This is a genomic window from Vibrio wakamikoensis (assembly GCF_050337275.1).
Taxonomy (GTDB): Bacteria; Pseudomonadota; Gammaproteobacteria; order Enterobacterales; family Vibrionaceae; genus Vibrio; species Vibrio chaetopteri.
The window spans coordinates 31,439-55,242 of the sequence record NZ_JAKJST010000038.1; the positions used below are offsets into that span (position 1 = coordinate 31,439).

A 23,804-nucleotide genomic window follows, 5' to 3' on the forward strand; every position below is an offset into this window, starting at 1 on the left:
ATAAACCTTAAAGAGACATCAGCTTTTTATCACGAGCCCACTCTTCTGGAGTATAGGCTTTAATTGATACTGCGTGGATGTCATTACGCTGAATGTATTCCATCAGCGGAGCGTAAATCGTCTGCTGTTTTTTAACTCGGCTCATGCCTTCAAATTGAGCATCTACCGCGATGACTTCATAGTGGCTACCTTCGCCTTTGACGATAAGCTCTTCTAGGTTCAACGCGCTTTGTAATAGTTCCTGTACTTTTGTGCTATCCACAAGATACTCCTAAATGTGTTTCTCTATGACTGATTCAACGTTGTATAGCTGAAACAGTATGTTCAGCTCATCGGGCACGAAGCTGAGCATTATATGACACTTTCGATTTTTTGCATGCTCTAATAAGTGGATTAACATCACCAATCCGGCAGAATCGAAGCGCTCGACCTGTTCTAACGTCAAATTCATCTCTGGCTGAGTGAAGTTAATGCGTTGAACATCACGCCAAAGTGCCGGCACAGTATCGCGGCTTATATTACCCACCAGTGCCAAGCTTGTGTCAGTACGCTGTTCTAATTTTGCTTCCATTACTTCCCGCTGCCCTCAAAACGGATTGGCGCTTTCGCCAACTGTTCAAGCTCATCAGCAACCGAAAGGATGCCCTCTTGACGGATCTTGGTGTTCCATTCCGATTGCTTACTGGAGAGCAGACTGATGCCTTCGGCAATCATATCAAACGCTTTCCATTCACCGGTTTTCTTATCCTTACGGAGTTTGAACTCAAGATTAATGTTCGGTCGCGGCGAGTCCATGATGGTCACTTTTACGCCGATAATAGACGTCTTGTCGTCGATTTTGGGTTCAGGACCAAATTTCACCTCCTGACCAGTATATTGCGTCAGTACTTGTGCGTAAGAGGTAGCCAAATAAGCTCGAAAGGCATTGATGAACTCCATCACGTCTTCACGTTTAGCCCCTTTTAAATTGGGGCCCAGTAGTTTGAGTGCCGCATAGCGATAATTCACATGTGGCATCAGTTCTTCTTCTACAACCACTTTCAAGTGTTCAGGATCGCCCTTGATGGTGTCCTGCTCCGCACTAAGGCGCGAGAAAGCTTGATCCGAGACCTTGATAATCATGTCATAAGGCTTGGTCGCATCAATTGTATCTGCCATTGCATTGGCTGAGAGCAATATTGCCACTATCAGCGCCGAACACATTTCAAACCATCGCTTCAACATCCCTTACTCCTTGCTGCTCTCATCCGAACCACCGATGCTATACAGCACTTGGCCAATCATATCTTCTAGCACCAATGCCGATTTCGTGTCTTCGATTCGGTCACCATCCGCTAAGTAGCCTTCATCATCAAAAACAAAGCCTGGTACCAGTCCAATATACTGCTCGCCTATCAATCCCGAGGTCAGTACTTGTGCACTAGAGGTGTCCGGAAACTGATAGTCACTGCTGATCGCCAAACTGACGACCGGTAGAAATGACTCTTTGTCGAGATGGATATCGCTCACTCGTCCAATGACCACGCCGCCCACTTTGACTGGGGAGCGCACCTTTAGACTGCCAATATTGTCGAATCGGGCTTCTAGAGTATAAGTATCACCAGAGCCTAGACTCTTGACGTCAGCAACCTGAAGAATCATAAACAAGATTGCGCTAAGGCCTAACAACACAAAACTGCCTACCCACAATTCCAACTTTCTTGTCTGTTGCATTAAGAGTTCCTTTAATTATTGTTTTAAGCTTAGTTGCCAAACATCAAGGCAGTAAGAACAAAATCTAATCCGAGTACCGCGAGCGAAGAATGCACAACAGTACGTGTCGTGGCTTGGCTAATACCCTCGGAAGTTGGGATGGCATCATAACCGTTAAATAAAGCAATCCAAGTTACGGTAATCGCAAACACCACACATTTGATCGTACTGTTACCAATATCGCGGCCTAACTCCACCGAAGATTGCATTGCTGACCAGAAACTACCATGATCGATACCTTTCCAGTCCACACCCACTAACTGTGCCCCCCAAATACCTATCGACATAAAAATCATCGCCAATAGAGGCATGGAGATGACCCCCGCCCAAAAGCGCGGCGCCACAACACGTTTTATCGGATCAACAGCCATCATTTCTAAACTAGATAGCTGCTCAGTGGCTTTCATCAAGCCGATTTCAGCAGTAAGCGCAGAGCCTGCGCGCCCGGCAAAAAGCAGCGCTGTGACCACAGGACCAAGCTCTCGAAGTAGCGATAGCGCCACCATTTGCCCCAGGCTACCTTCCGCGCCGTAATCCACCAGCACCACATAACCTTGCAGGCTAAGAACCATGCCAATGAATAGTCCAGAGACTAAAATGATCGCCAGAGACTGCACTCCGACGTTATAAAGCTGTTTAATTAGCAATGGGAAATGCTTTTTCGGCTGCGGACGAGATAACACCACACCCAGCAACATAAACGTCGCCCGACCCCATGCATAACCCACAGAAAGCGCGCGCTGACCGACTTTTTGAACCCACAACGAAAGCGATGCCATATTAAAATAGCTCCTGTTCTAACGGAGAGGCAGGAAAGCGAAATGGCACCGGACCATCGGCTTCGCCTTTGAGGAATTGTTGTATTTGAGGAGCTGGGTTATTGCGCAGTTCATCTGGCGTCCCTTTGGCAACAATTTTGCCATTTGCCAGCAAGTAGACCCAATCAGCAATCGACATCACCTCAGGCACATCATGGGACACGACGACAGAAGTGACATTTAGTGCGTTATTGAGCTTACGGATAAGCTCTACTAGCACCCCCATGGTAATGGGATCTTGGCCGACAAACGGCTCATCATAGAGAATCAACTCGGGATCAAGGGCAATGGCTCTTGCTAATGCAGCGCGTCGTGCCATACCGCCTGAGAGTTCGCTCGGCATCAACTCTGCCGCGCCTCTTAGTCCAACCGCTTCGAGTTTCAGCAGCACAAGCGTGCGGATCATAGATTCATCTAATTCGGTGTGCTCACGCAGTGGAAATGCCACGTTGTCAAACACTGTCAAATCAGTAAACAGTGCGCCCGATTGGAACAGCATGCTCATTTTTTTGCGAACTTGATAAAGACGTTTACGAGACAACGTTGGAATATTGTCGCCATCAAACCACACCTCTCCTTGGTCAGGCATCAACTGCCCACCAATCAAGCGTAGTAGTGTCGTTTTACCAATTCCCGAAGGTCCCATTATGGCGGTCACTTTACCTTTTGGCACATGCAATTCGATGTCATCAAAGATAACTCGTGAACCACGTGAAAAAGATAATCCGCTAATAGAAACCAAGTCATTGTTTGACATAGACTTCCTTATCTCGAATTCCAAGCTTCATAACCTTTCATGATAATGATACCTGGCCGTAATTAAAACCCTAACATTCACTCAGTTGTATAAACAATTCAACATAATACTCCAGATGAATAAGCCATTCCCTGTTTTGAGCTTCCTAGCTTCGTTCAACAAACTATCAGCTTGCTGATAGTAAAGGTACGTAATTAACAGTGTTATCGGTATTTTATTTATTGATTGGCTTCCATTTTGGATGACAAAGCGTCAAAATTAGCCGCCAATTGTCTCAGAAAAAAAAAGTGGAATTAAACATGCTCGAAGCCGTGGTGTTTCTGATTATTGGACTGGTTTTTCTCGTATGGAGTGCGGATAAACTGGTATTTGGTGCTGCCGCGTTGGCACGCAACGTAGGTATCTCACCACTGGTGATTGGCATGACCATTCTTGCGATGGGCTCTTCTGCCCCAGAAATGATGGTATCTGCCACCGCAGCGCTAGAAGGAAAAACAGACACCGCTGTAGGTAACGTACTCGGCTCCAACATTGCTAACATCGCACTCATCCTCGGCATTACCGCGATGATCAAGCCACTTTCTATCTCATCAGCCGTTCTGAGACGTGAACTCCCGCTGATGATCGCGGTCACACTGATTGCAGGTCTTATTCTTTGGGATAGTCACCTTGGTTTCGTTGAAGGTGTCATCCTGTTCGCTTTATTTGCTGCCTTCATCCTAGCCATGCTACGTATTAGCAAGGCTGAAAAAGAAAGCGGAAACACCGATGCCTTACTAGACGATCAAGAATCTGAAGTACCGGAAGGCGTCAGTAATGCCAAAGCCGCGATGTGGGTAGTCATTGGTTTGATTGTGCTTCCCCTAGCGGCGGATCGTTTGGTCGACAGCGCGGTTGTTATCGCTCAGTACTTTGGGATGAGCGATCTGGTGATAGGTCTAACTATCATCGCAATAGGTACCAGTTTACCTGAACTTGCCGCCTCTCTTGCCGGCGTGCTCAAAGGGGAAGATGATATGGCCGTAGGCAATATCATCGGCTCCAACGTATTCAACATCCTTGCCGTTATGGGTATCCCAGGCGTCCTTAATCCATCGCTTTTGAGTGAACATGCGATGGGTCGAGATTTCTGGGTAATGCTAGGGCTATCTTTGCTCCTTGTCGTTATGGCTCTTGGCAAGTCGAAAAGTATTAATCGCATCGAAGGGGGCATTTTGTTTGTGCTCTTCTTAGGTTATCAAGTGTATCTATTTGCCAACATGGCGGCTTAGGAGCAATTGTATGTCTGAATTTGATTTCATTGGCAGTGCCAAACGTGTTCTAAATACCGAAGTTCAAGCGTTAATGCATATTGAGCGCTACTTTGACGGACATTTTGAAGCGGTATGCCAAGCCATTTTGAATCATCAAGGTAAAGTTATCGTGATGGGAATTGGCAAATCTGGGCATATTGGTAAGAAAATCGCTGCAACTCTTGCAAGCACAGGTACGTCGGCGTTTTTTGTGCACCCAGGTGAAGCGGCCCATGGCGATCTAGGCATGGTAGAAGCTCGCGATCTAGTGATTGCGATTTCAAACTCAGGCGAAGCGCATGAAATCATCAGTCTGTTCCCTGTTTTCAAACGCTTGGGGATTACTACCGTCAGCATGACCGGTAAGCCAGAATCGACAATGGGTAAGCTTTCCGATTACCATTTACAAATCACGGTACCTAAAGAAGCTTGTCCATTAGAGCTTGCTCCTACGTCGAGCTCGACAGCGACACTGGTGATGGGTGATGCTCTGGCCATGGCGCTGCTTGAAGCTCGCGGTTTTAGCGAGGAAGATTTTGCCCTCTCTCATCCAGGTGGCGCACTAGGTCGCAAGCTACTTCTGAAACTAAGCGATATCATGCACACTGGTGATGCACTTCCGATGGTCAGCCCGAACACTTTAATTCGTGAGGCTCTACTCGAGATCTCCAATAAAGGGCTTGGTATGACGACCATTGTCGACGACAAGCAAACCCTGCTTGGTATTTTCACCGATGGAGATCTACGCCGTATTCTCGATCGACGCGTGGATATTCACGAGACGACCATTGGCGAAGTCATGATCACGACGCCAACCACGGCAACGCCAAACATGTTGGCGGCAGAAGGACTAAACTTGATGCAATCGAAGAAAATTAGTGGTCTAGTTCTACTGGAACAAAACAAAGTAGTCGGTGCATTAAACATGCATGATTTGCTCAAAGCAGGAGTAGTGTAATGTCTGAGTGCGTTGAAACACTTTATGGCCCAATCCGTAAAGGGACGGTAGAAAAAGCCGCGGCCATTGAGCTATTAATCTGCGACGTTGACGGCGTGTTTTCTGACGGCCTTATATACATGGGCAACGATGGTGAGGAGCTAAAGACGTTCCATACTCGTGATGGCTATGGTGTCAAAGCATTAATGAGTGCCGGAGTACAAGTGGCCATCATTACTGGACGTAGCTCAAAGATTGTAGAGAACCGTATGAAAGCCCTTGGCATCACATTGATTTACCAAGGTCAAGATGACAAAGTAGTCGCTTACCAAGACATTTGCGACAAGCTAGGCATTGTCCCACAGCATACCGCTTACATCGGCGATGACTTGATCGACTGGCCTGTTATGGCGCAAGTTGGCCTCGGTATTTGTGTGGCTGATGGTCATCCACTATTAGCAAAAAAAGCAGACCACGTAACAACGATTCGTGGTGGACATGGCGCGGTTAGGGAAATCTGTGATCTGATCCTAGAATCAAAGGGAGAACTTGAGCTTCACAAGGGTCTAAGTATATGAGTTTATCTCGTATTCTTTACAGTTTACTTGCCATTGTTATCGCAGGTAGTGCTTACTACCTGTACAGCAAGGATGATAAAAATGTCATCCAAATTGAGCCGGACATTGAACTGCCGGCGTTTAGCGGTACCAACTTACACAATATCTCCTACAGCGATACGGGAATCCGCAGTTATAGCATCACCTCTGCGCATCTAGAGCACTTCTCGAAACGAGGAGAAACCGTATTCCAACAACCCATTGTGCGTATTTTTGCCAACGGTGAAATCCAAGAGTGGGAGATCTCTGCAGAAACAGCAGTATTGGATAAGGAAGAAGTGTTAACGCTTCATGATAATGTGGTTGCCCGAAACTTGCTCCCTGAGTCAGGGTTTGACACGCTATCGACGCAAACCATGAGTATCAAGCTCGAAAATCGCGATTTTTGGGCCGACAACAAAGTGATCATGCTTGGTCCACAATTTGAAACGCAAGGTGATGCAATGAAAGGAAACTTTGCTAATCATCTCGCGGAACTTTACAACAAAGTGAATAGTAAATATGAAACTCTCGCACCTTAGTCTCAGCCTGTGTCTGCTATTGCCAACCGCCGCACTGGCATTGTCGACCGATACTGAACAACCGGTATACATTGACTCAGACACCCAGCAGCTCGATATGAAGAGCAACAAAGTGACATTTGCGGGCGATGTGAAGTTAAAGCAAGGCAGTATCAACATTAATGCTGACAAAATCGTCGTGACCCGCGAACCGCAGACGGGAACCATAGAAGTGATCCAAGGATTTGGTGATCTGGCAACCTTTTCGCAGTTAACTGACGATGGTAAAACCTTGTATGGCGAAGCCAAAGAGCTTCACTACTCACTAAAAGATGATCAGCTAACGATGAAAAAGCAAGCAATGTTGTCGCAAGATGACAGTGTGATCCGTGGTACCACGATCAAATACCGAATTTCATCTCAAAAGCTGGTTGCTGACGGTAACGCCAACGAACGCGTTTCTACCGTGTTGCAGCCACAACAAGTTCAAGAGAAGTAGAGTCCAATATGGCGTTACTGAAAGCTTCGCATTTGGCGAAAAGCTACAAAAACCGCAAAGTAGTCTCTGACGTAAGCCTATCGGTCGAATCTGGTCAGATTGTCGGACTACTCGGCCCAAATGGCGCAGGTAAAACAACCTCGTTCTACATGATCGTTGGTCTGGTAGCGCGTGATGAAGGTAGCATCACCATCGATGGCAATGACATCAGTATTCTACCTATGCACAGCCGCGCCAAAATGGGCATCGGTTATCTGCCTCAAGAAGCTTCGATCTTCCGTAAGCTCAGTGTTGAACACAACATCATGGCGGTACTGGAAACGCGCAACGAACTGACTCAAGAAGAAAGACAGGACAGACTCGAAGATTTGCTCGACGAGTTTAATATCCAGCATATTCGTAAAAGCGCAGGTATGGCGCTCTCTGGCGGTGAGCGTAGACGCGTAGAAATCGCTAGAGCACTGGCTGCAAACCCGCAGTTTATCCTGCTTGATGAACCCTTTGCTGGGGTTGACCCAATTTCTGTAATTGATATAAAGAAAATCATCGAACACTTACGCGACAGAGGGTTAGGTGTACTCATCACCGACCACAACGTGCGCGAAACGCTAGATGTCTGCGAAAAAGCCTACATCGTGAGTCAAGGTCACTTGATCGCGGAGGGAAGTCCTGAAGATGTTCTCAATAATGAACACGTAAAGCAGGTTTATCTCGGTGAACAATTCAGACTATGATTTAATAGGCATGGATACAATATTAATAATAGGCTCATAACACTGCATGAAACCCTCATTACAACTCAAGCTAGGTCAACAGTTAGCAATGACGCCACAGCTGCAGCAAGCAATTCGCTTACTGCAATTGTCGACGCTTGATTTGCAACAAGAGATCCAAGAAGCGCTGGACTCAAACCCACTTCTCGACGTTGAAGAATCTGCCGAAGAGGTAAGCAATGACGACAAGCCCACTGCTGAGAACAAAGATGAGAGCCCAACTGCAGAAATAATCAGTGAGCCTGAGCTTAAGGACAGCTCTGATCAAATTGAAAAATCAGAGATCTCCAACGAGCTAGAAATGGATACCACGTGGGACGATGTCTACAGCGCTAACACTGGTAATACCGGCATTGCCGTCGACGATGACATGCCCATTTATCAGGGTGAAACCACTCAGTCACTACAAGACTACTTGGTGTGGCAACTCGATTTAACCCCCTTTACGGAAACCGATCGCGCCATTGCTCTAGCCATCATTGATGCTGTAGACGACTACGGCTACCTGACACTCTCTTGCGAAGAAATTTTAGAAAGTGTCGATATTGAAGACGTTGAGCTCGATGAAGTCGAGGCTGTACGCAAACGCATTCAGCAATTTGACCCTCTAGGCATTGCATCTCTCAACCTTCAAGACTGCTTACTGCTACAACTTGCGACCTTCCCTGAAGATACGCCATGGCTTGCCGAGGCCAAGTTAGTCCTTACTCACCATATTGACCAGTTAGGTAACCGTGACTACAAGTTGGTGATTAAAGAGACCAAACTTAAAGAAGCGGAACTACGTGAAGTCATGAAGCTGATTCAGCAACTTGACCCACGCCCTGGCAGTAAGATCACCCCAGATGAAACCGAATATGTAGTGCCTGATGTATCGGTGTTCAAAGACCGTGGTAAATGGGTTGTGCAGATCAACCCAGATAGTGTGCCTAGGCTAAAGGTCAATCAGCAGTATGCTCAGCTAGGTACCGGCAACAGTGCAGACAGCCAATACATTCGCTCTAACCTTCAAGAAGCGAAATGGCTAATCAAAAGCCTCGAAAGCCGGAATGAAACCCTATTAAAAGTGGCTAAGTGTATTGTGGAACATCAGCATGATTTCTTCGAATATGGCGAAGAAGCGATGAAGCCAATGGTGCTAAACGACGTTGCACTCGCGGTCGACATGCATGAATCCACCATCTCGCGTGTGACAACACAAAAGTATATGCATACACCACGCGGCATCTTCGAGCTCAAATATTTCTTCTCAAGCCATGTGTCGACCGACAATGGTGGAGAATGCTCGTCAACCGCTATACGTGCCCTAATCAAGAAGCTTGTTGCTGTGGAAAACCCAGCCAAGCCATTGAGCGATAGTAAAATCGCAGCTCAACTCGCTGACCAAGGAATTCAGGTCGCTAGGCGAACCATAGCGAAATACCGTGAATCGTTGGGCATCGCCCCATCCAGTCAGCGTAAACGCCTACTCTAAGGTCATTAACTAAGAAGGAAAGTCTATGCAAATTCAAATTACAGGCCACCATGTTGATCTCACTGAGTCAATGCAAGACTACGTTCACAGTAAATTTCAGAAGCTCGAGCGCTTTTTTGAGCATATAAACAACATTCATGTAGTTTTAAAAGTTGAAAAATTAGACCAGATCGCCGAAGCTACGCTCCACGTAAATCAAGCTGAAATTCACGCAGCCTCCAATGATGAGAGTATGTACGCTGCAATTGACTCGTTAGTAGACAAACTGACCAGACAACTGAATAAGCACAAAGAAAAGTTAAGTAATCACTAACATGCAAATAAGTGAAGTATTGACACTGGACTGCACCAAAAGTGCAGTCCCTTGTACGAGCAAAAAGCGCGCGCTTGAGATCATTAGCGAAATCGCCGCGCAGCATACTGGAAAGAACTCAACAGAACTGTTCGAGTGCATGCTGAGCCGAGAAAAAGTCGGCAGCACAGGTATCGGCAATGGTATCGCCATCCCGCACGCTCGTATGCAAGATAGCGACAGAGCCGTAGCGGTATTGCTTCAATGTCAAGATGCCGTCGACTTTGATGCTATCGATAATCGCCCTGTCGATCTTATGTTTGCTCTGCTTGTGCCAGATGCACAATGTAAAGAGCATCTAAAAACACTCTCTTGCATGGCAGAGCGTCTTAACGACAAGGCGGTTCTAAAACAACTTCGTAATGCTCAAAGCGATCAAGAGCTTTACGACATTATTGTTAGTCACTGATCAAGGAAACCAGCAGACATGCGTTTGGTTGTGGTAAGTGGACACTCAGGGGCTGGCAAAAGCGTCGCCTTGCGAGTCTTAGAAGACTCTGGCTACTACTGCGTCGACAATCTTCCCGTCGACCTTCTCGGCCCATTTGTTGATTCAAGCCAAGACACACAGCAAAGTGTCGCAGTGAGTATCGACATTAGAAACCTACCTAAAAATCTTGCTCAGCTATCACTGACTTTGGATCAGCTTTCGCTAAAGCATGACGTCAAGCTGCTGTTTCTTGATGCCAGCAAGTCTGTGCTGCTTACTCGCTATAGTGAAACACGACGTATTCACCCACTGTCGCAGCGTGAAGACAAACTTTCTCTTGAGCAAGCGATCGATTTAGAGCACACACTGCTCGCACCGATCAAAGAACAAGCCGATTTCGTCATCGACTCTAGCGAACAGTCTATTCATGACCTGAGTGAAACCATTCGCTTTCAGATTGAAGGACAAGAGAAGAAAGATCTAGTGATGGTATTTCAGTCCTTCGGGTTTAAATACGGTATGCCAAATGACGCGGACTACGTGTTTGATGTGCGCTTTTTACCTAACCCGCACTGGCAACCAGAACTTCGTCCAATGACCGGCTTAGATGCGCCTATCAAATCATTTCTAGAATCCTACCCAGATGTGATTGAACTCAGACAGCAGATCCAAGGCTTTGTCGAGCGCTGGCTTCCGTTACTCGAAAAGAACAATCGCAGTTATTTGACCGTGGCAATCGGCTGTACCGGTGGCAAACACCGCTCAGTGTACATTACACAGCAAATTGGAGAGTACTTTGAGCAGCTCGGCCATAAGGTTAAAATCCGTCACGCTTCACTCGAAAAACACCAATAGGAACATCAATGTCTCACTCACGCACTGTGCTTATTCTTAATCGTCTTGGTCTACACGCCCGCGCAGCGGTCAAACTGGTTGAGTTAGCGCAGAGCTTTGATGCAACAGTGACCATCTGTAACCACGAACAGAAAGAAGCCACAGCTGATAGCGTGATGGGATTATTGATGCTTGAATCAGCGCAAGGTGAGAACATCACCATCAAAGCAACAGGTTCTCAGGCTGAAGCAGCACTCAATGCCGTCTGTGATTTGGTCGAACACCGGTTCGACGAAGACGAGTAACCTCCTTCCCTGGCCTACTCCAGACAAAAAACTTTCTCGCCATTGATAACTTGTTATTAATTAACAAGCAGAATTAGGCTACTATTCAGTACATTAACAAGCAGTTGAGTGTAGGGGGCATCCATGGCAGAGCAAATAGAATTCGATCAAGCTCACCAAACCCTCCAAGAAGTCACAGAAGCGCTGGAAAACGGCCGCTTCGTATTCGTTCGTAGACAACTTCAGGACATGGAGCCTGAAGATATTGCCCATCTTTTAGAGGCCTCACCACGCAAAAGCCGTGAGGTATTGTGGCAGCTGACTGACCCTGAAGATTACGGCGAAATCCTCGATGAACTTAACGAGGATGTTAAAGATGCCTTAGTCTCGAAAATGGCGCCAGAGAAGCTTGCTGAAGCGACCGAAGGCATGGACACCGATGATGTGGCTTATGTCCTTCGTAGCCTTCCTGACGATGTTTCCCGTGAAGTCCTATCGCAAATGGACACGGCAGATCGCTTGCGCGTCGAGACCGCCCTTTCTTATCCTGAGGATACCGCCGGCGGTATCATGAATACCGACGTTATCACCATTCGTGGTGATGTTGATGTCGATGTAGTTCTACGTTATCTGCGCATGAAAGGCGAGCTACCAGAGGCTACCGATGCGCTCTATGTTATTGATGAAGAAGATATGCTGATTGGTCACCTTTCTCTGACCACTTTGTTAACTACTCAACCCGATATCAAAGTCAGTGACGTAATGGATGACGCCGATGAAGCTATCCATGTTGAAACCAGCGATTCCGATGTCGCCTCATTATTTGAACGCCGTGACTGGGTATCCGCACCGGTAGTGGATAGTGACCACCACCTTGTCGGTCGCATTACCATCGATGACGTAGTCGACATTATTCGTGAAGACGCTGAACACTCCATGATGAGCATGGCGGGGATGGACGATGACGAAGACACATTCGCTCCAGTGGTAAAATCCGCTAGACGACGCAGTGTTTGGCTTGGCGCTAATGTACTGGCTGCGCTTGCCGCTGCTTCGGTGTCCAACATGTTTGAGGCTACTCTTGAGCAAATGGCCGCCATCGCAGTATTGATGACCATAGTGCCATCTATGGGTGGTGTCGCTGGTAACCAAACAGTGGCACTGGTGATCCGCGGCTTAGCATTGGGTCACATTGGCGAAAGTAACCGTAGAGAGTTACTCTTAAAAGAAGCAGCGATAGGTTTTCTTAACGGGATCCTTTGGGCGTTGATCATAGGTGGTATCGTCGTTGCATGGAAAGGTGATTGGATGCTTGGCGGCATTATTTCAGCTGCGATGATGACAAACTTACTTGTTGCTGGTGTCGCAGGGGTAACTATCCCTATTCTACTCAAGAAGATGAACATCGACCCAGCACTAGCCGGAGGTATGGCACTGACGACCATCACCGATGTCGTTGGCCTCTCGGTATTCTTAGGTCTCGCCACTATCATGATTGCATAAAAAAGAAGGCTCCATCGGAGCCTTCTTTTTTATCTATAACTTTCTTCTTAACAACAGCAATGCAATGGTGAGGAACACTAGGCTCGGCCCCAGAGCACCAAACAGCGGTGACATGCCATACACCAAACTCACCGGACCAAAGAACTCACTAGAAATATAGAAGGTAAAACCCGCTATTACACCCGATAAGATCCGCGCACCCATAGTCACACTGCGCAGTGGACCGAAGACGAAAGAGAGCGCCATCAACATCATTACAGCCACCGATATAGGCTGCGTTGCCTTACGCCAAAAGGCCAGTTCATAGCGTGACGCATCTTGCTCAGAGTCTTTTAGGTATTGGGTGTAATCCCAAAGTCCACTCAACGGCAGCTCATTTAGATCAACCGTCACAATCGCTAACTTGTCAGGCACTAGCGATGTTTGCCACTCTTGGCTATCGATGGTCTCTTTACTCAGTACGACGCTGTCAGACATGTCCGTCACCTGAATGTCGTGCATCTGCCAACTGTTATTACCCAGATAGTCTGCGCGATCGGCGTATATTGTTGTCACCAAGTGCTTATCAGTATCGAAGCGCCACAGATTCAAGCCATAAATAGATTCGCCATCAACCTTAGAAATAAATATAAAGTCATTGGCATCGCGCGCCCAAACCCCATTTCGCACTGAGACAATACTGCCCCCAGTAATAGACTGCATCCTTAGATCACGAGCCATTTGCTGGGTGGTAGGAGCACCCCACTCTCCAAGCGCCATCACCGCGAGCATTAAAGGTACTGCGGTCTTTAGCACCGAAAAGCCGATGCGCATTTTGGAAATGCCCGCTGCCTGCATGACCACAAGCTCAGAGCTACTGGCCAACATACCAAGACCAATAAGCGAGCCAAGCAGCGCAGCCATGGAGAAGAACAGCTCCACATCACGTGGCATACCTAGCAGTACAAAGTACATGGCCGCCAGCATGTCATAGCTACCTTCACCAACAGAGCGCAGCTGCTCGACAAACTTGATCACCGCCGACAAACCAACAAACACCGACAGTACCAACAAGATAGTGGTAATAATGGTTCGGCCAACATAGACATCTAAAATTCGAAACACGTTTACGCTACCTCTTGCGGCTTACCGCGTCTTTTGCGACGCCACTTTTCTCGGACTCGTCTCACAGGTACGGTATCCCAAGTATTGACACTAATCGCTGCGACCAACAAGGCAAAATTCACCGGCCACAGACCAATGTAGGTTGGGAATGCGCCATCTTCTAGTGCCGATTTCATCGCACTGATCGCCATAAAGTAAGCGAAATAAACGAATATCGCCGGCCCCACCTTGGCAAACTTACTTTGCCTTGGGTTCACCGCTGACAGCGGTACCACCAGCATGGTCAGCAATGGAATACACACCACCAGGGATAGTCTCCAATGAAGCTCTGCTTGCGCTTTAGGCGCGGGATCAGAGAGCAAATCCAGCGTTGGAATCGCCATCCATGAACGACCTCTTGGCTGCACTTCACGCTGGCCAATCACCCCTTCATACTCAGAAAACTCCGTTATCATATACTCTAGCCGTGTAGGCACGCCTTCATAACGCGTACCGTCATACAAAGCGATAACCTGCCTGCCATCGCTCAACTCTTTCACTTCGCCGGATTGAGCAGCAATCACGCTCGGCAACACTGAATCTCTCGGACTAAGCTGCGCGACAAATACGTTATCGAGTTTACGATCACGAATATCGTCGATAAACACCACAGAAGAACCATCTGGCGTGCGCTGGAAGCTACCCGTTTGAATGAGCTCAACTGAGTTTTCCGAAGCCAGTTTTTCACGGATCTGCACTTCTTGCTCTTGAGTCCAAGGTGCTAGCCAAAATGCATTAAATGCCGCTAAAGACGTAGTGATCACCGCCAGATACATCGCCGCACGGATCAAAAATTTATTACCAATGCCGGTCGCGTTCATGACCGTGATTTCACTCTCGGCGTAAAGACGGCCAAATGTCACCAAAATACCGATATAGATACTCAGTGGGAACATTAACAGCCCCATGGTTGGCATGCTGATCCCCGCCAACGTCATAATCAACCCGGCGGGAATATCTCCATCCGACGCATCAGCAAGCACTTGGATAAATTGACGACTGAAAAACACGAGAAAGAGCACTAAAAAGATAGCTAATTGGCTCTTAACTGTTTCTCTGATCAAATATCTAACAATAATCACAGTGAAAACACCTATACAAAACTTGTTTTTTTGATTGAATCGCTATAGTTTTCGGATAAACCTTTTATTTTTTACTTTTTTGATCGATTCTTATCTTTAGATTATAGGCCGAACTGGCACATAAAATTCAAACACTAATAATCGATTATCTAACATTTAGTTCTATTTGTCTTTAGGATGTAGGAGTACGCATGGAGTTTAGTGTAAAAAGTGGCAGCCCAGAGAAGCAGCGCAGTGCTTGCATCGTAGTTGGCGTTTTTGAGCCACGTCGTCTCTCTCCAGTTGCAGAGCAACTGGACAAAATCAGTGATGGCTATATCAGCTCACTGCTTCGCCGTGGCGACCTTGAGGGTAAGCCAGGCCAAATGCTTCTTTTGCACCAAGTACCTGGAGTACTGTCGGAGCGTGTGCTTCTTGTTGGTTGTGGTAAAGAACGCGAGCTTGGCGAGCGTCAATACAAAGAAATTATCCAAAAAACCATCAGCACGCTGAACGAAACAGGTTCAATGGAAGCCGTTTGCTTCCTGACTGAGCTTCACGTTAAAGGCCGCGACACGTATTGGAAAGTGCGTCAGGCTGTGGAAGCGACCAAAGATGGTCTTTATACCTTCGATCAATTTAAGAGCAGCAAGCCAGAAACTCGCCGTCCACTTCGCAAACTGGTATTTAACGTACCAACTCGCCGTGAACTAAACCTAGGCGAAAAAGCGATTGCCCACGGTCTAGCGATTGCATCAGGCGTGAAAACATCCAAAGATCTTGGCAACATGCCACCAAACATTGCGAATCCAGCTTACCTTGCTTCTCAAGCTCGTCGTCTCGCAGATGATTACGAAACCGTAACGACTAAGATCATCGGTGAGCAAGAGATGGAAAAACTGGGCATGACCTCTTACCTAGCGGTAGGTCGTGGCTCTAAAAATGAATCTATGATGTCTATCATGGAGTACAAGGGCAACCCAGAGTCCGAAGCAAAGCCGATTGTTTTGGTTGGTAAAGGTTTGACTTTCGATTCAGGCGGTATCTCACTTAAGCCTGGTGAGGGCATGGATGAGATGAAGTACGACATGTGTGGTGCGGCATCTGTAATGGGTACAATGAAAGCACTTGCGAAGCTAAACCTGCCTATCAATGTTATTGGTATCCTTGCGGGCTGTGAAAACATGCCAGGTAGCAACGCTTACCGTCCAGGCGACATCCTAACTACCATGTCAGGTCAAACGGTTGAAGTGCTAAACACTGACGCAGAAGGCCGCCTGGTACTGTGTGACGCACTGACGTATGTAGAGCGCTATGAGCCAGAGTGTGTGGTTGACGTGGCTACGCTAACAGGCGCTTGTGTGATCGCTCTAGGTCACCACATCAGCGGCGTTATCTCTAACCACAACCCACTTTCTCACGAGCTAGTTAATGCTTCTGAGCAAGCGGGTGACCGCGCTTGGCGTCTACCTATGGCTGACGAGTACCAAGAACAGCTAGCAAGCCCGTTTGCAGACATGGCAAACATCGGCGGTCGTCCTGGCGGCACTATTACAGCTGGCTGCTTCCTATCGCGATTTGCGAAGAAGTACCACTGGGCTCATCTAGATATCGCGGGTACAGCATGGAAGTCGGGTAAAGCGAAAGGCTCTACCGGCCGTCCAGTCTCAATGCTTGTCCAATTCTTGCTTAACCGCAGTGGCCAAGAGACTGAAGAGTAATCAAAAAAAGGGCCGCAAGGCCCTTTTTTAGTTTTGGGCACCAGCAACTCTTTTGTATACAGAAGTCACGATATGAATACTGCAACATTCTACATTATTGGAGAAGACTCCGAACAAGCGACACAGCAAGGCTGGTTTGCTTATGTGCACTTTCTCAGTCGTCATTTCGTAGGGCAAGGTGCCAAACTCTACATCAATTGCACCGATAGACAGCACGCGGAAGCGGTAGCGGAACTCTTCTGGCAAGTCTCACCAGAGCAGTTCATCGCTCATAATTTGGTGGGCGAAGGTCCCAAGAATGGCACGCCTGTTGAAATTGGTTTTGAGGGCCTTAAACCCAGCTGGAACCGTCAATTGGTAATAAATATGGCCAATAGTCACGCAACCTTTGCGAACTCCTTTGGTCAAGTGGTAGACTTCGTCCCTTGCGAAGAAAAAGCTAAGCAAGTTGCGCGAGAAAGGTATAAAATTTACCGTCAAGCGGGCTATCAGCTACAAACCATTGAGATTCAACATTCAGAATCCTAATCAAGGTCAATCCTTATAAGTAAGCGTGATTCTATCTGCGTTTATTTATAAGGTTTGGCAAATTTCTTTCACAGATTAAAGTAAGTATCCAGAAAGCTATGGAAAAGACATATAACCCACAATCTATCGAACAAGCTCTGTACCAAGCTTGGGAAGAGAAAGGCTACTTTAAGCCACACGGTGACACATCTAAAGAATCATACAGCATCATGATCCCGCCACCGAACGTCACTGGTAGCTTACACATGGGTCACGCTTTCCAAGATACCATCATGGATACTCTGATCCGTGCTGAGCGCATGAAAGGCAAAAACACGCTTTGGCAGGTAGGTACCGACCACGCTGGTATCGCAACGCAAATGGTAGTTGAGCGCAAGATTGCTGCTGAAGAAGGTAAAACTAAGCACGATTACGGTCGTGATGCGTTCATCGACAAAATCTGGGAATGGAAAGGCGAGTCTGGTGGCACTATCACCAAACAGCTTCGTCGCCTAGGTGCTTCTGTAGACTGGGATCGTGAGCGCTTTACTATGGATGACGGCCTGTCGAACGCCGTTCAAGAAGTATTTGTTCGCCTATACGAAGACGATCTCATCTACCGCGGTAAGCGTCTGGTTAACTGGGATCCAAAACTGCACACTGCAATCTCAGATCTAGAAGTAGAAAACAAAGACAAAAAAGGCCACATGTGGCACTTCCGCTACCCACTAGCGGATGGCGTTAAAACCACTGAAGGCAAAGACTACATCGTTGTTGCAACCACTCGTCCAGAAACCATGCTGGGTGATACTGGTGTTGCCGTAAACCCAGAAGATCCACGCTACAAAGATCTTATCGGCAAAGAAATCCTGCTTCCTATCGTTGATCGCCGCATCCCTATCGTGGGTGATGAGCATGCCGATATGGAAAAAGGCACGGGTTGTGTGAAGATCACGCCAGCACACGACTTCAATGACTACGAAGTAGGTAAACGTCATCAACTACCGATGATCAACATCCTAACCTTCGATGCGAATATTCGTGACGCCGCTGAAGTGTTTAACACCAACGGTGAAGCATGCGATGCATACGCAACAGAGCTTCCTGCGAAATACCACGGCATGGAGCGCTTTGCTGCTCGTAAAGCAATCGTGGCAGAGTTAGAAGAACTGGGTCTTCTTGAAGAGATCAAAGATCACGACCTAACAGTCCCTTATGGTGACCGTGGCGGCGTGGTTATCGAGCCAATGCTAACTGACCAATGGTACGTTCGCACTGCACCTCTTGCTGAAACAGCGACCAAAGCGGTTGAAGACGGCGAAATCCAGTTCGTACCTAAGCAATACGAAAACATGTACTTCTCTTGGATGCGCGACATTCAAGACTGGTGTATCTCTCGTCAGCTATGGTGGGGTCACCGTATCCCTGCATGGTACGACAATGACGGTAATGTCTACGTAGGTCGCACTGAAGAAGAAGTTCGTGAGAAGAACGGTCTAGCTCCTGTTGTCGTGCTGCGCCAAGACGACGATGTACTGGATACCTGGTTCTCTTCAGCACTTTGGACATTCGGCACACAAGGCTGGCCAGAAAATACAGATGATCTGAAAACTTTCCACCCGTCAGATGTACTGGTCACCGGTTTCGACATCATCTTCTTCTGGGTTGCACGCATGATCATGATGACCATGCACTTCTGTAAAGATGAAAATGGTAAGCCACAAGTACCATTTAAGACGGTTTACGTTACGGGCCTAATCCGTGACGAGAACGGCGACAAGATGTCTAAGTCGAAAGGTAACGTACTTGACCCAATCGATATGATTGATGGTATTGACCTAGAGTCTTTGGTTGAGAAGCGCACTGGTAACATGATGCAGCCTCAACTAGCGAAGAAAATCGAGAAGAACACTCGTAAGACATTCGAAGATGGCATTGAACCTTACGGTACTGACGCACTTCGCTTTACCCTAGCAGCAATGGCATCTACCGGTCGCGATATCAACTGGGATATGAAGCGTCTTGAAGGTTACCGTAACTTCTGTAACAAGCTGTGGAATGCAAGCCGTTACGTACTGATGAACACTGAAGACCAAGATTGTGGCTTCGGCGAAGGTGACATCGAGTATTCACTAGCAGACAAGTGGATCGAATCTCAGTTTGAGCTAGCAGCAAAAGAGTTTAACGCTCACCTAGACAACTACCGTCTAGACATGGCAGCGAACACTATCTATGAGTTCATCTGGAACCAATTCTGTGACTGGTACCTAGAGCTCACGAAGCCGGTTCTTTGGAAAGGCAACGAAGCTCAGCAACGTGGTACGCGTCGAACGCTGATCACGGTACTTGAGAAGACGCTTCGTCTAGCTCATCCAGTACTGCCATACATCACTGAAACTATCTGGCAAAGCGTGAAGCCGCTAGTAGACGGTGTTGAAGGCGACACAATTATGCTTCAAGCTCTGCCTCAGTTTGAAGAAGCTAACTTCAACCAAGAAGCGCTTGATGACATCGAGTGGGTGAAAGCATTCATCACTAGCATCCGTAACCTTCGTGCAGAATACGACATTGCACCAAGCAAAGGTCTGGACGTGATGCTAAAAGTTGCTGATGAGAAAGACGCATCGCGCCTAGAAGCAAACAAAGCAGTACTCGCTTCGCTTGCTAAACTAGAAGGCATCAAGGTACTGGCAGAAGGCGAAGAGACACCAGCATGTGCAACCGCACTGGTTGGTAAATCAGAGCTGATGATCCCAATGGCAGGTCTGATCGACAAAGATGCCGAGCTAGATCGTCTAGCGAAAGAGATCGCTAAAACTCAAGGCGAGATCAAGCGTATCGAAGGTAAGCTAGGCAACGAAGGCTTCGTGGCAAAAGCGCCTGAAGCGGTTGTTGCTAAAGAGCGTGAGAAGCTAGAAGGCTACAAAGAAACGCTAGTTAAACTTGAAGAGCAAAAGCAAACTATTGCTGCGCTATAATTAGTAAACCTAAAAACATAAGCCGAGAGTGGTAATACTCTCGGCTTTTTTTGTTTTCAACGTCAGTGGACAGGGTTTGACGTCAGTTATCTAGAGTTACAAAGACTACTTCAACACAGTCTCAAGCGCCTTCAAACAAAGCGCAACGTTCTCTCTTCTGGCTCCATAACCCATCAAGCCGATACGCCATGCTTTTCCTGCGAGCGCACCAAGACCCGCACCGATCTCAAGGTTGTATTCTTCTAAAAGCTGCGATCTTACTGCGGCATCATCCACGCCTTCTGGAAGATAGACAGCATTAAGTTGTGGTAGACGACTTTTCTCTTCAACCACAAAGCTCAGACCTAGGTTTTCCAACCCTTCACGCAGCAGCATATGCATATCTTTATGGCGCTGCCATGCATCCTCTAGACCTTCGTTTTTCAAAAGTACCAATGACTCATGAAGCGCGTAAAGGCTGTTTACTGGCGCCGTGTGATGATAACTGCGCTTACCTTCCCCACTCCAGTAACCTAACACCAAGCTCTGATCCAAGAACCAACTCTGAACAGGTGCTCGTCGAGACTTAATCACTTCAATAGCTGCAGGGGACAGAGTTACTGGTGACAAACCAGGAACACAAGAGAGGCACTTCTGGCTACCAGAGTACACTGCATCCAACTGCCACTCATCGACTAAAAGCGGCACACCACCGAGCGAGGTCACTGCATCCACGATAGATAGCATGTTGTGCTGCTTAGCAAGCGCACCTAGCACCTTCGCATCACTCACTGCGCCTGTAGAGGTTTCAGCATGCACAAACGAAAGGATCTTCGCATCGGGATGTTCAGCAATCGCCTGTTCGACTTTAGACACCGAAACAGGTGCTCCCCACTCATCATCCACAACAATCGGCTCGCCGCCGCAGCGAACCACATTTTCACGCATGCGCTCACCAAACACACCATTGCGGCACACGATAACCTTATCACCTGGCTCGACTAAGTTTACAAAGCAAGTCTCCATGCCTGCACTACCGGGAGCAGAAACCGCGATTGTAAACTCGTTCTCAGTTTGGAATGCATATTTTAGCAGCACTTTCAGCTCATCCATCATACCGATAAATAGCGGGTCAAGGTGGCCAATCGTTGGACGGCTCAATGCTTGCAATACTTGCGGATAGATATCAGATGGGCCAGGTCCCATTAGGGTTCGGTGAGGGGGCACAAAGCTTGAAATGGTCATGGACAGTTATCCTATTAGGTTATTGTAGTTGTTGGGAAAAACATCACGTTGGACGTTAATGCGATCTACAATGGCGAAAAAACAACATTTTTGCAACATCCAACCACTCAAGTTTTTCATGTGAAATGCATAAACATCCATTGACTTTTGACACGCAAAAACGTTGAATAAACACACTATCTGTAGCCAATCGTTTTCATTGACGTTCTCGATACTACAGCGGAAGAGGAGCATTGCCCAGGCAAGTGATTTGTGAAGCCGCAACTTCAATACAATTCACTCATGGGGAGCAGTGCCGAGATGAACTAAAATTGTCGGATTTAGTTTGTCGGTTAAACGGGCTGAATCCCTTTAACTGTCACCAATATTTGGTGAAGAGCTTCTGAGGTCTATTCTAATATTCAGATTCCTCTGCTCTATTTCTCTCTTCAAACATCGGATGTTGGGTTACCAACCTTAAACTTTAAACTGGAAGTCCTGGAGAAACACTGTGAGCGCATTCAATGTAGCTAAATTTGGCGGAACAAGCGTCGCCAACTTCGAAGCCATGAGCCGTTGTGCCGAAATCATCGAAAATAACCCGCAAACCAAATTGGTGGTGAGTAGCGCTTGCTCAGGCGTGACCAACATCTTGGTTGAGCTCGCTAACGGCGTTAAAGACGAAACTCATCGTGCCGAGCTAATAAGCAAACTTCGCGATATCCATACTGACATTATGTCAAAGCTCAATGACGTCAGCTCTATTGAAGCGCGTGTTGACGCTTTAATTGAAAAGGTAGCGACGCTTTCTGAAGCGGCATGCATTGCCGCTACTCCAAAGCTGACCGATCACCTAGTGGCATGTGGCGAGCGTATGTCAACGCACATTCTTACTCGCTTAATGCAAGAACGTGGCATAGATGCCGTACGTTTTGATATTCGTGAAGCGCTTAAGACTGACAGTGATTACGGAAAAGCAGAACCCAATATCGAAGCGACCAAAGCAGCAGCTAGCGAGAAGCTGGTTCCGCTTTGCAAGCAACACGTTGTAGTTACGCAGGGCTTCATCGGTTCAGATGAAGATGGCGAGACTACCACACTAGGTCGTGGCGGTAGTGATTACAGCGCAGCACTGATTGCTGAAGCAGTAGAAGCTGCAGGTCTGGAAATCTGGACAGATGTACCAGGCATCTACACTACTGACCCACGCATTGCACCAAACGCTCGTCCAATCCCAGAGATCAGCTTCAGTGAAGCCTCTGAGATGGCGAATTTCGGTGCTAAAATTCTTCACCCTTCAACACTACTGCCAGCGCTTCGCCACCAGATCCCAGTCTTTGTTGGTTCATCAAAAGCGCCACAAGAAGGCGGCACTTGGGTACGACAAACGGTAGAGAGCGCGCCTTTATTCCGCGCGCTAGCTCTACGCAATAACCAAACCATGGTAACACTGCGAAACCCTCGCATGTTCCAAGCCTATGGCTTCTTGGCAAACGTGTTTACTGTGCTTGCCAAGCACAAGATTTCTGTAGATCTCGTGACGACGTCTGAAGTCAGCGTCTCGTTGACTCTTGACCAAACAGATACCGGTGGCGGCGCGCCAGAGCTCCCACTTGAAGCACAGCAAGAGCTGGAGCAGCTTTGTACTGTTGAAGTAAAACAAGGGCTCAGCCTTGTTGCACTAATCGGCAACAACATGAGCGAAACCAAAGGCTCGGCAGCGGAAGTATTCGATACTCTAGACAGCTTAAATATCCGCATGATTTGCTACGGCGCTAGCCCTCACAACCTTTGCTTCCTTCTAGACGAAGGCGAAGCGAAGGATGCAGTAAAAGCATTGCACGAAGATTTGTTTGAATAGACGATAAACATTAAACAAAGGCGGTAGAAATACCGCCTTTTTTGCATCTATTGGATTGAGCTTCAAAAAGCTAAAGACGTAAAAAAGCCCTAGTCTTTCGACGGGGACGCCCAGTCTAGGGCTTAGTATAAGTGGCGGAGTGGCGGGGGTTGCCATCAACCGGGACTCGACTTCCTTTAAAAAGGAAGCAACCAAATTTTAGATAATAAAAAACCCGACGCTTTCGCATCGGGTTTTCTAATAAGTGGCGGAGTGGACGGGACTCGAACCCGCGACCCCCGGCGTGACAGGCCGGTATTCTAACCAACTGAACTACCACTCCGCAGTGGCATACTTGCTATTGCAAGTGTCCAAAATTCAAAGCCTGGCGATGTCCTACTCTCACATGGGGAAACCCCACACTACCATCGGCGCTATTGCGTTTCACTTCTGAGTTCGGCATGGAAATCAGGTGGGTCCACAACGCTATGGTCGCCAAGCAAATTCTGTTTTGCCTTCAGATTTTCTG

At 47.4% G+C, this 23,804-nt stretch carries 25 protein-coding genes, 1 tRNA gene, 1 rRNA gene and 1 riboswitch; of the genes, 16 read left to right on the top strand and 11 right to left on the bottom strand.

Translation table 11 applies throughout. The features are described from left to right. Positions 1–7 precede the first annotated feature (7 nt). The 6 genes from ibaG to mlaF are packed head-to-tail and all read right to left on the bottom strand — an operon-like array spanning position 8 to position 3,327. Entirely contained in the window at positions 8–262 is a 255-nt protein-coding gene (gene ibaG, locus L4C42_RS20710) for a BolA family iron metabolism protein IbaG (RefSeq protein WP_353497197.1), read from the bottom strand. A gap of 9 nt (positions 263–271) precedes the next feature. Then, entirely contained in the window at positions 272–571 is a 300-nt protein-coding gene (locus tag L4C42_RS20715; RefSeq protein ID WP_353497198.1) for an STAS domain-containing protein, read from the bottom strand. Then, positions 571–1,203, bottom strand: a complete 633-nt coding sequence (locus tag L4C42_RS20720) for an ABC transporter substrate-binding protein (protein ID WP_353498734.1) — start codon at positions 1,201–1,203, stop codon at positions 571–573. Before L4C42_RS20720 ends, L4C42_RS20715 begins: the two co-directional genes overlap by 1 nt. A gap of 24 nt (positions 1,204–1,227) precedes the next feature. Then, on the bottom strand, positions 1,228–1,713 hold the full coding sequence (gene mlaD / locus L4C42_RS20725; RefSeq protein ID WP_353497199.1) for an outer membrane lipid asymmetry maintenance protein MlaD: 486 nt from the start codon (positions 1,711–1,713) through the stop codon (positions 1,228–1,230). Positions 1,714–1,742: 29 nt separating this feature from the next. Then, on the bottom strand, positions 1,743–2,531 hold the full coding sequence (gene mlaE / locus L4C42_RS20730; RefSeq protein WP_353497200.1) for a lipid asymmetry maintenance ABC transporter permease subunit MlaE: 789 nt from the start codon (positions 2,529–2,531) through the stop codon (positions 1,743–1,745). 1 nt (position 2,532) lies between these two features. Next, positions 2,533–3,327 (bottom strand): phospholipid ABC transporter ATP-binding protein MlaF, encoded by a 795-nt coding sequence (gene mlaF, locus L4C42_RS20735; protein WP_353497201.1) that lies wholly within the window; start codon positions 3,325–3,327, stop codon positions 2,533–2,535. A 299-nt stretch (positions 3,328–3,626) separates the two neighbouring features. Here mlaF and L4C42_RS20740 point away from each other — a divergent pair, with 299 nt between their 5' ends. The 12 genes from L4C42_RS20740 (at position 3,627) to mgtE (ending at position 12,822) form a co-directional block, all read left to right on the top strand. Then, positions 3,627–4,598, top strand: a complete 972-nt coding sequence (locus tag L4C42_RS20740) for a calcium/sodium antiporter (protein ID WP_353497202.1) — start codon at positions 3,627–3,629, stop codon at positions 4,596–4,598. Between the two features lie 10 nt (positions 4,599–4,608). Further along, positions 4,609–5,577, top strand: coding sequence for a KpsF/GutQ family sugar-phosphate isomerase (locus L4C42_RS20745; protein WP_353497203.1), 969 nt, complete (start codon positions 4,609–4,611; stop codon positions 5,575–5,577). Further along, on the top strand, positions 5,577–6,134 hold the full coding sequence (gene kdsC / locus L4C42_RS20750; protein ID WP_353497204.1) for a 3-deoxy-manno-octulosonate-8-phosphatase KdsC: 558 nt from the start codon (positions 5,577–5,579) through the stop codon (positions 6,132–6,134). The genes L4C42_RS20745 and kdsC overlap by 1 nt, the downstream gene beginning before the upstream one ends. Further along, positions 6,131–6,694 (top strand): LPS export ABC transporter periplasmic protein LptC, encoded by a 564-nt coding sequence (gene lptC / locus L4C42_RS20755; RefSeq protein ID WP_353497205.1) that lies wholly within the window; start codon positions 6,131–6,133, stop codon positions 6,692–6,694. The genes kdsC and lptC overlap by 4 nt, the downstream gene beginning before the upstream one ends. After that, a complete protein-coding gene (gene lptA / locus L4C42_RS20760; protein WP_112478596.1) occupies positions 6,675–7,172 on the top strand; it encodes a lipopolysaccharide transport periplasmic protein LptA in 498 nt (165 codons plus the stop codon). The genes lptC and lptA overlap by 20 nt, the downstream gene beginning before the upstream one ends. An 8-nt stretch (positions 7,173–7,180) precedes the next feature. Further along, the gene (lptB, locus tag L4C42_RS20765; protein ID WP_112478597.1) at positions 7,181–7,906 is read left to right on the top strand and encodes an LPS export ABC transporter ATP-binding protein; all 726 of its coding nucleotides are present in this window, start codon (positions 7,181–7,183) and stop codon (positions 7,904–7,906) included. 46 nt (positions 7,907–7,952) lie between these two features. Next, the gene (locus L4C42_RS20770; protein ID WP_353497206.1) at positions 7,953–9,419 is read left to right on the top strand and encodes an RNA polymerase factor sigma-54; all 1,467 of its coding nucleotides are present in this window, start codon (positions 7,953–7,955) and stop codon (positions 9,417–9,419) included. A 25-nt stretch (positions 9,420–9,444) separates the two neighbouring features. After that, a complete protein-coding gene (hpf, locus tag L4C42_RS20775; protein ID WP_353497207.1) occupies positions 9,445–9,732 on the top strand; it encodes a ribosome hibernation promoting factor in 288 nt (95 codons plus the stop codon). A 1-nt stretch (position 9,733) separates the two neighbouring features. Continuing rightward, positions 9,734–10,180, top strand: a complete 447-nt coding sequence (ptsN, locus tag L4C42_RS20780) for a PTS IIA-like nitrogen regulatory protein PtsN (RefSeq protein ID WP_353497208.1) — start codon at positions 9,734–9,736, stop codon at positions 10,178–10,180. An 18-nt stretch (positions 10,181–10,198) separates the two neighbouring features. Next, positions 10,199–11,056 carry an RNase adapter RapZ gene (rapZ, locus tag L4C42_RS20785; protein ID WP_353497209.1) on the top strand — a complete coding sequence of 286 codons (858 nt, stop codon included), beginning with the start codon at positions 10,199–10,201 and terminating at the stop codon, positions 11,054–11,056. An 8-nt stretch (positions 11,057–11,064) separates the two neighbouring features. Then, positions 11,065–11,340, top strand: a complete 276-nt coding sequence (locus L4C42_RS20790) for an HPr family phosphocarrier protein (RefSeq protein ID WP_112478598.1) — start codon at positions 11,065–11,067, stop codon at positions 11,338–11,340. Between the two features lie 123 nt (positions 11,341–11,463). Then, on the top strand, positions 11,464–12,822 hold the full coding sequence (gene mgtE / locus L4C42_RS20795; RefSeq protein WP_353497210.1) for a magnesium transporter: 1,359 nt from the start codon (positions 11,464–11,466) through the stop codon (positions 12,820–12,822). Positions 12,823–12,855: 33 nt separating this feature from the next. On the opposite strand, the gene lptG is transcribed toward mgtE, so the two are convergent. Further along, positions 12,856–13,926, bottom strand: coding sequence for an LPS export ABC transporter permease LptG (gene lptG, locus L4C42_RS20800; protein WP_353497211.1), 1,071 nt, complete (start codon positions 13,924–13,926; stop codon positions 12,856–12,858). A 2-nt stretch (positions 13,927–13,928) separates the two neighbouring features. Beyond that, a complete protein-coding gene (gene lptF, locus L4C42_RS20805) occupies positions 13,929–15,047 on the bottom strand; it encodes an LPS export ABC transporter permease LptF (protein WP_429761697.1) in 1,119 nt (372 codons plus the stop codon). A 191-nt stretch (positions 15,048–15,238) separates the two neighbouring features. Here lptF and pepA point away from each other — a divergent pair, with 191 nt between their 5' ends. From pepA to L4C42_RS20820, 3 genes are all read left to right on the top strand, one after another. Continuing rightward, the gene (pepA, locus tag L4C42_RS20810; RefSeq protein ID WP_353497213.1) at positions 15,239–16,747 is read left to right on the top strand and encodes a leucyl aminopeptidase; all 1,509 of its coding nucleotides are present in this window, start codon (positions 15,239–15,241) and stop codon (positions 16,745–16,747) included. 72 nt (positions 16,748–16,819) lie between these two features. Beyond that, positions 16,820–17,275: a DNA polymerase III subunit chi gene (locus L4C42_RS20815; protein ID WP_353497214.1), complete on the top strand. Its 456-nt coding sequence runs from the start codon at positions 16,820–16,822 to the stop codon at positions 17,273–17,275. A 98-nt stretch (positions 17,276–17,373) separates the two neighbouring features. Next, positions 17,374–20,232 (top strand): valine--tRNA ligase, encoded by a 2,859-nt coding sequence (locus tag L4C42_RS20820; protein ID WP_418641938.1) that lies wholly within the window; start codon positions 17,374–17,376, stop codon positions 20,230–20,232. 105 nt (positions 20,233–20,337) lie between these two features. Here L4C42_RS20820 and L4C42_RS20825 read toward each other — a convergent pair whose 3' ends face one another. After that, complete coding sequence (locus tag L4C42_RS20825) at positions 20,338–21,456, bottom strand: pyridoxal-phosphate-dependent aminotransferase family protein (protein ID WP_418641937.1); 1,119 nt, start codon at positions 21,454–21,456, stop codon at positions 20,338–20,340. Between the two features lie 215 nt (positions 21,457–21,671). After that, a riboswitch (Lysine riboswitch) is annotated at positions 21,672–21,846 on the top strand. A 100-nt stretch (positions 21,847–21,946) separates the two neighbouring features. Between L4C42_RS20825 and lysC the strand changes: the two genes are divergently transcribed. Then, positions 21,947–23,296, top strand: coding sequence for a lysine-sensitive aspartokinase 3 (lysC, locus tag L4C42_RS20830; protein ID WP_353497215.1), 1,350 nt, complete (start codon positions 21,947–21,949; stop codon positions 23,294–23,296). A gap of 245 nt (positions 23,297–23,541) precedes the next feature. Here lysC and L4C42_RS20835 read toward each other — a convergent pair. Then, a tRNA-Asp gene (locus tag L4C42_RS20835) sits at positions 23,542–23,618 on the bottom strand. Between the two features lie 40 nt (positions 23,619–23,658). Further along, a 5S ribosomal RNA gene (rrf, locus tag L4C42_RS20840) occupies positions 23,659–23,775 on the bottom strand. Positions 23,776–23,804: the final 29 nt, after the last annotated feature.

What these genes read in the sequence shown, in the direction of transcription:
- L4C42_RS20715 (WP_353497198.1), bottom strand. Translation starts at nt 571, where the DNA reads ATGGAAGCAAAATTAGAACAGCGTACTGACACAAGCTTGGCACTGGTG.
- L4C42_RS20720 (WP_353498734.1), bottom strand. Translation starts at nt 1,203, where the DNA reads ATGTGTTCGGCGCTGATAGTGGCAATATTGCTCTCAGCCAATGCAATG.
- mlaD (WP_353497199.1), bottom strand. Translation starts at nt 1,713, where the DNA reads ATGCAACAGACAAGAAAGTTGGAATTGTGGGTAGGCAGTTTTGTGTTG.
- mlaE (WP_353497200.1), bottom strand. Translation starts at nt 2,531, where the DNA reads ATGGCATCGCTTTCGTTGTGGGTTCAAAAAGTCGGTCAGCGCGCGCTT.
- mlaF (WP_353497201.1), bottom strand. Translation starts at nt 3,327, where the DNA reads ATGTCAAACAATGACTTGGTTTCTATTAGCGGATTATCTTTTTCACGT.
- L4C42_RS20740 (WP_353497202.1), top strand. Translation starts at nt 3,627, where the DNA reads ATGCTCGAAGCCGTGGTGTTTCTGATTATTGGACTGGTTTTTCTCGTA.
- L4C42_RS20745 (WP_353497203.1), top strand. Translation starts at nt 4,609, where the DNA reads ATGTCTGAATTTGATTTCATTGGCAGTGCCAAACGTGTTCTAAATACC.
- kdsC (WP_353497204.1), top strand. Translation starts at nt 5,577, where the DNA reads ATGTCTGAGTGCGTTGAAACACTTTATGGCCCAATCCGTAAAGGGACG.
- lptC (WP_353497205.1), top strand. Translation starts at nt 6,131, where the DNA reads ATGAGTTTATCTCGTATTCTTTACAGTTTACTTGCCATTGTTATCGCA.
- lptA (WP_112478596.1), top strand. Translation starts at nt 6,675, where the DNA reads ATGAAACTCTCGCACCTTAGTCTCAGCCTGTGTCTGCTATTGCCAACC.
- lptB (WP_112478597.1), top strand. Translation starts at nt 7,181, where the DNA reads ATGGCGTTACTGAAAGCTTCGCATTTGGCGAAAAGCTACAAAAACCGC.
- L4C42_RS20770 (WP_353497206.1), top strand. Translation starts at nt 7,953, where the DNA reads ATGAAACCCTCATTACAACTCAAGCTAGGTCAACAGTTAGCAATGACG.
- hpf (WP_353497207.1), top strand. Translation starts at nt 9,445, where the DNA reads ATGCAAATTCAAATTACAGGCCACCATGTTGATCTCACTGAGTCAATG.
- ptsN (WP_353497208.1), top strand. Translation starts at nt 9,734, where the DNA reads ATGCAAATAAGTGAAGTATTGACACTGGACTGCACCAAAAGTGCAGTC.
- rapZ (WP_353497209.1), top strand. Translation starts at nt 10,199, where the DNA reads ATGCGTTTGGTTGTGGTAAGTGGACACTCAGGGGCTGGCAAAAGCGTC.
- L4C42_RS20790 (WP_112478598.1), top strand. Translation starts at nt 11,065, where the DNA reads ATGTCTCACTCACGCACTGTGCTTATTCTTAATCGTCTTGGTCTACAC.
- mgtE (WP_353497210.1), top strand. Translation starts at nt 11,464, where the DNA reads ATGGCAGAGCAAATAGAATTCGATCAAGCTCACCAAACCCTCCAAGAA.
- pepA (WP_353497213.1), top strand. Translation starts at nt 15,239, where the DNA reads ATGGAGTTTAGTGTAAAAAGTGGCAGCCCAGAGAAGCAGCGCAGTGCT.
- L4C42_RS20815 (WP_353497214.1), top strand. Translation starts at nt 16,820, where the DNA reads ATGAATACTGCAACATTCTACATTATTGGAGAAGACTCCGAACAAGCG.
- L4C42_RS20820 (WP_418641938.1), top strand. Translation starts at nt 17,374, where the DNA reads ATGGAAAAGACATATAACCCACAATCTATCGAACAAGCTCTGTACCAA.
- L4C42_RS20825 (WP_418641937.1), bottom strand. Translation starts at nt 21,456, where the DNA reads ATGACCATTTCAAGCTTTGTGCCCCCTCACCGAACCCTAATGGGACCT.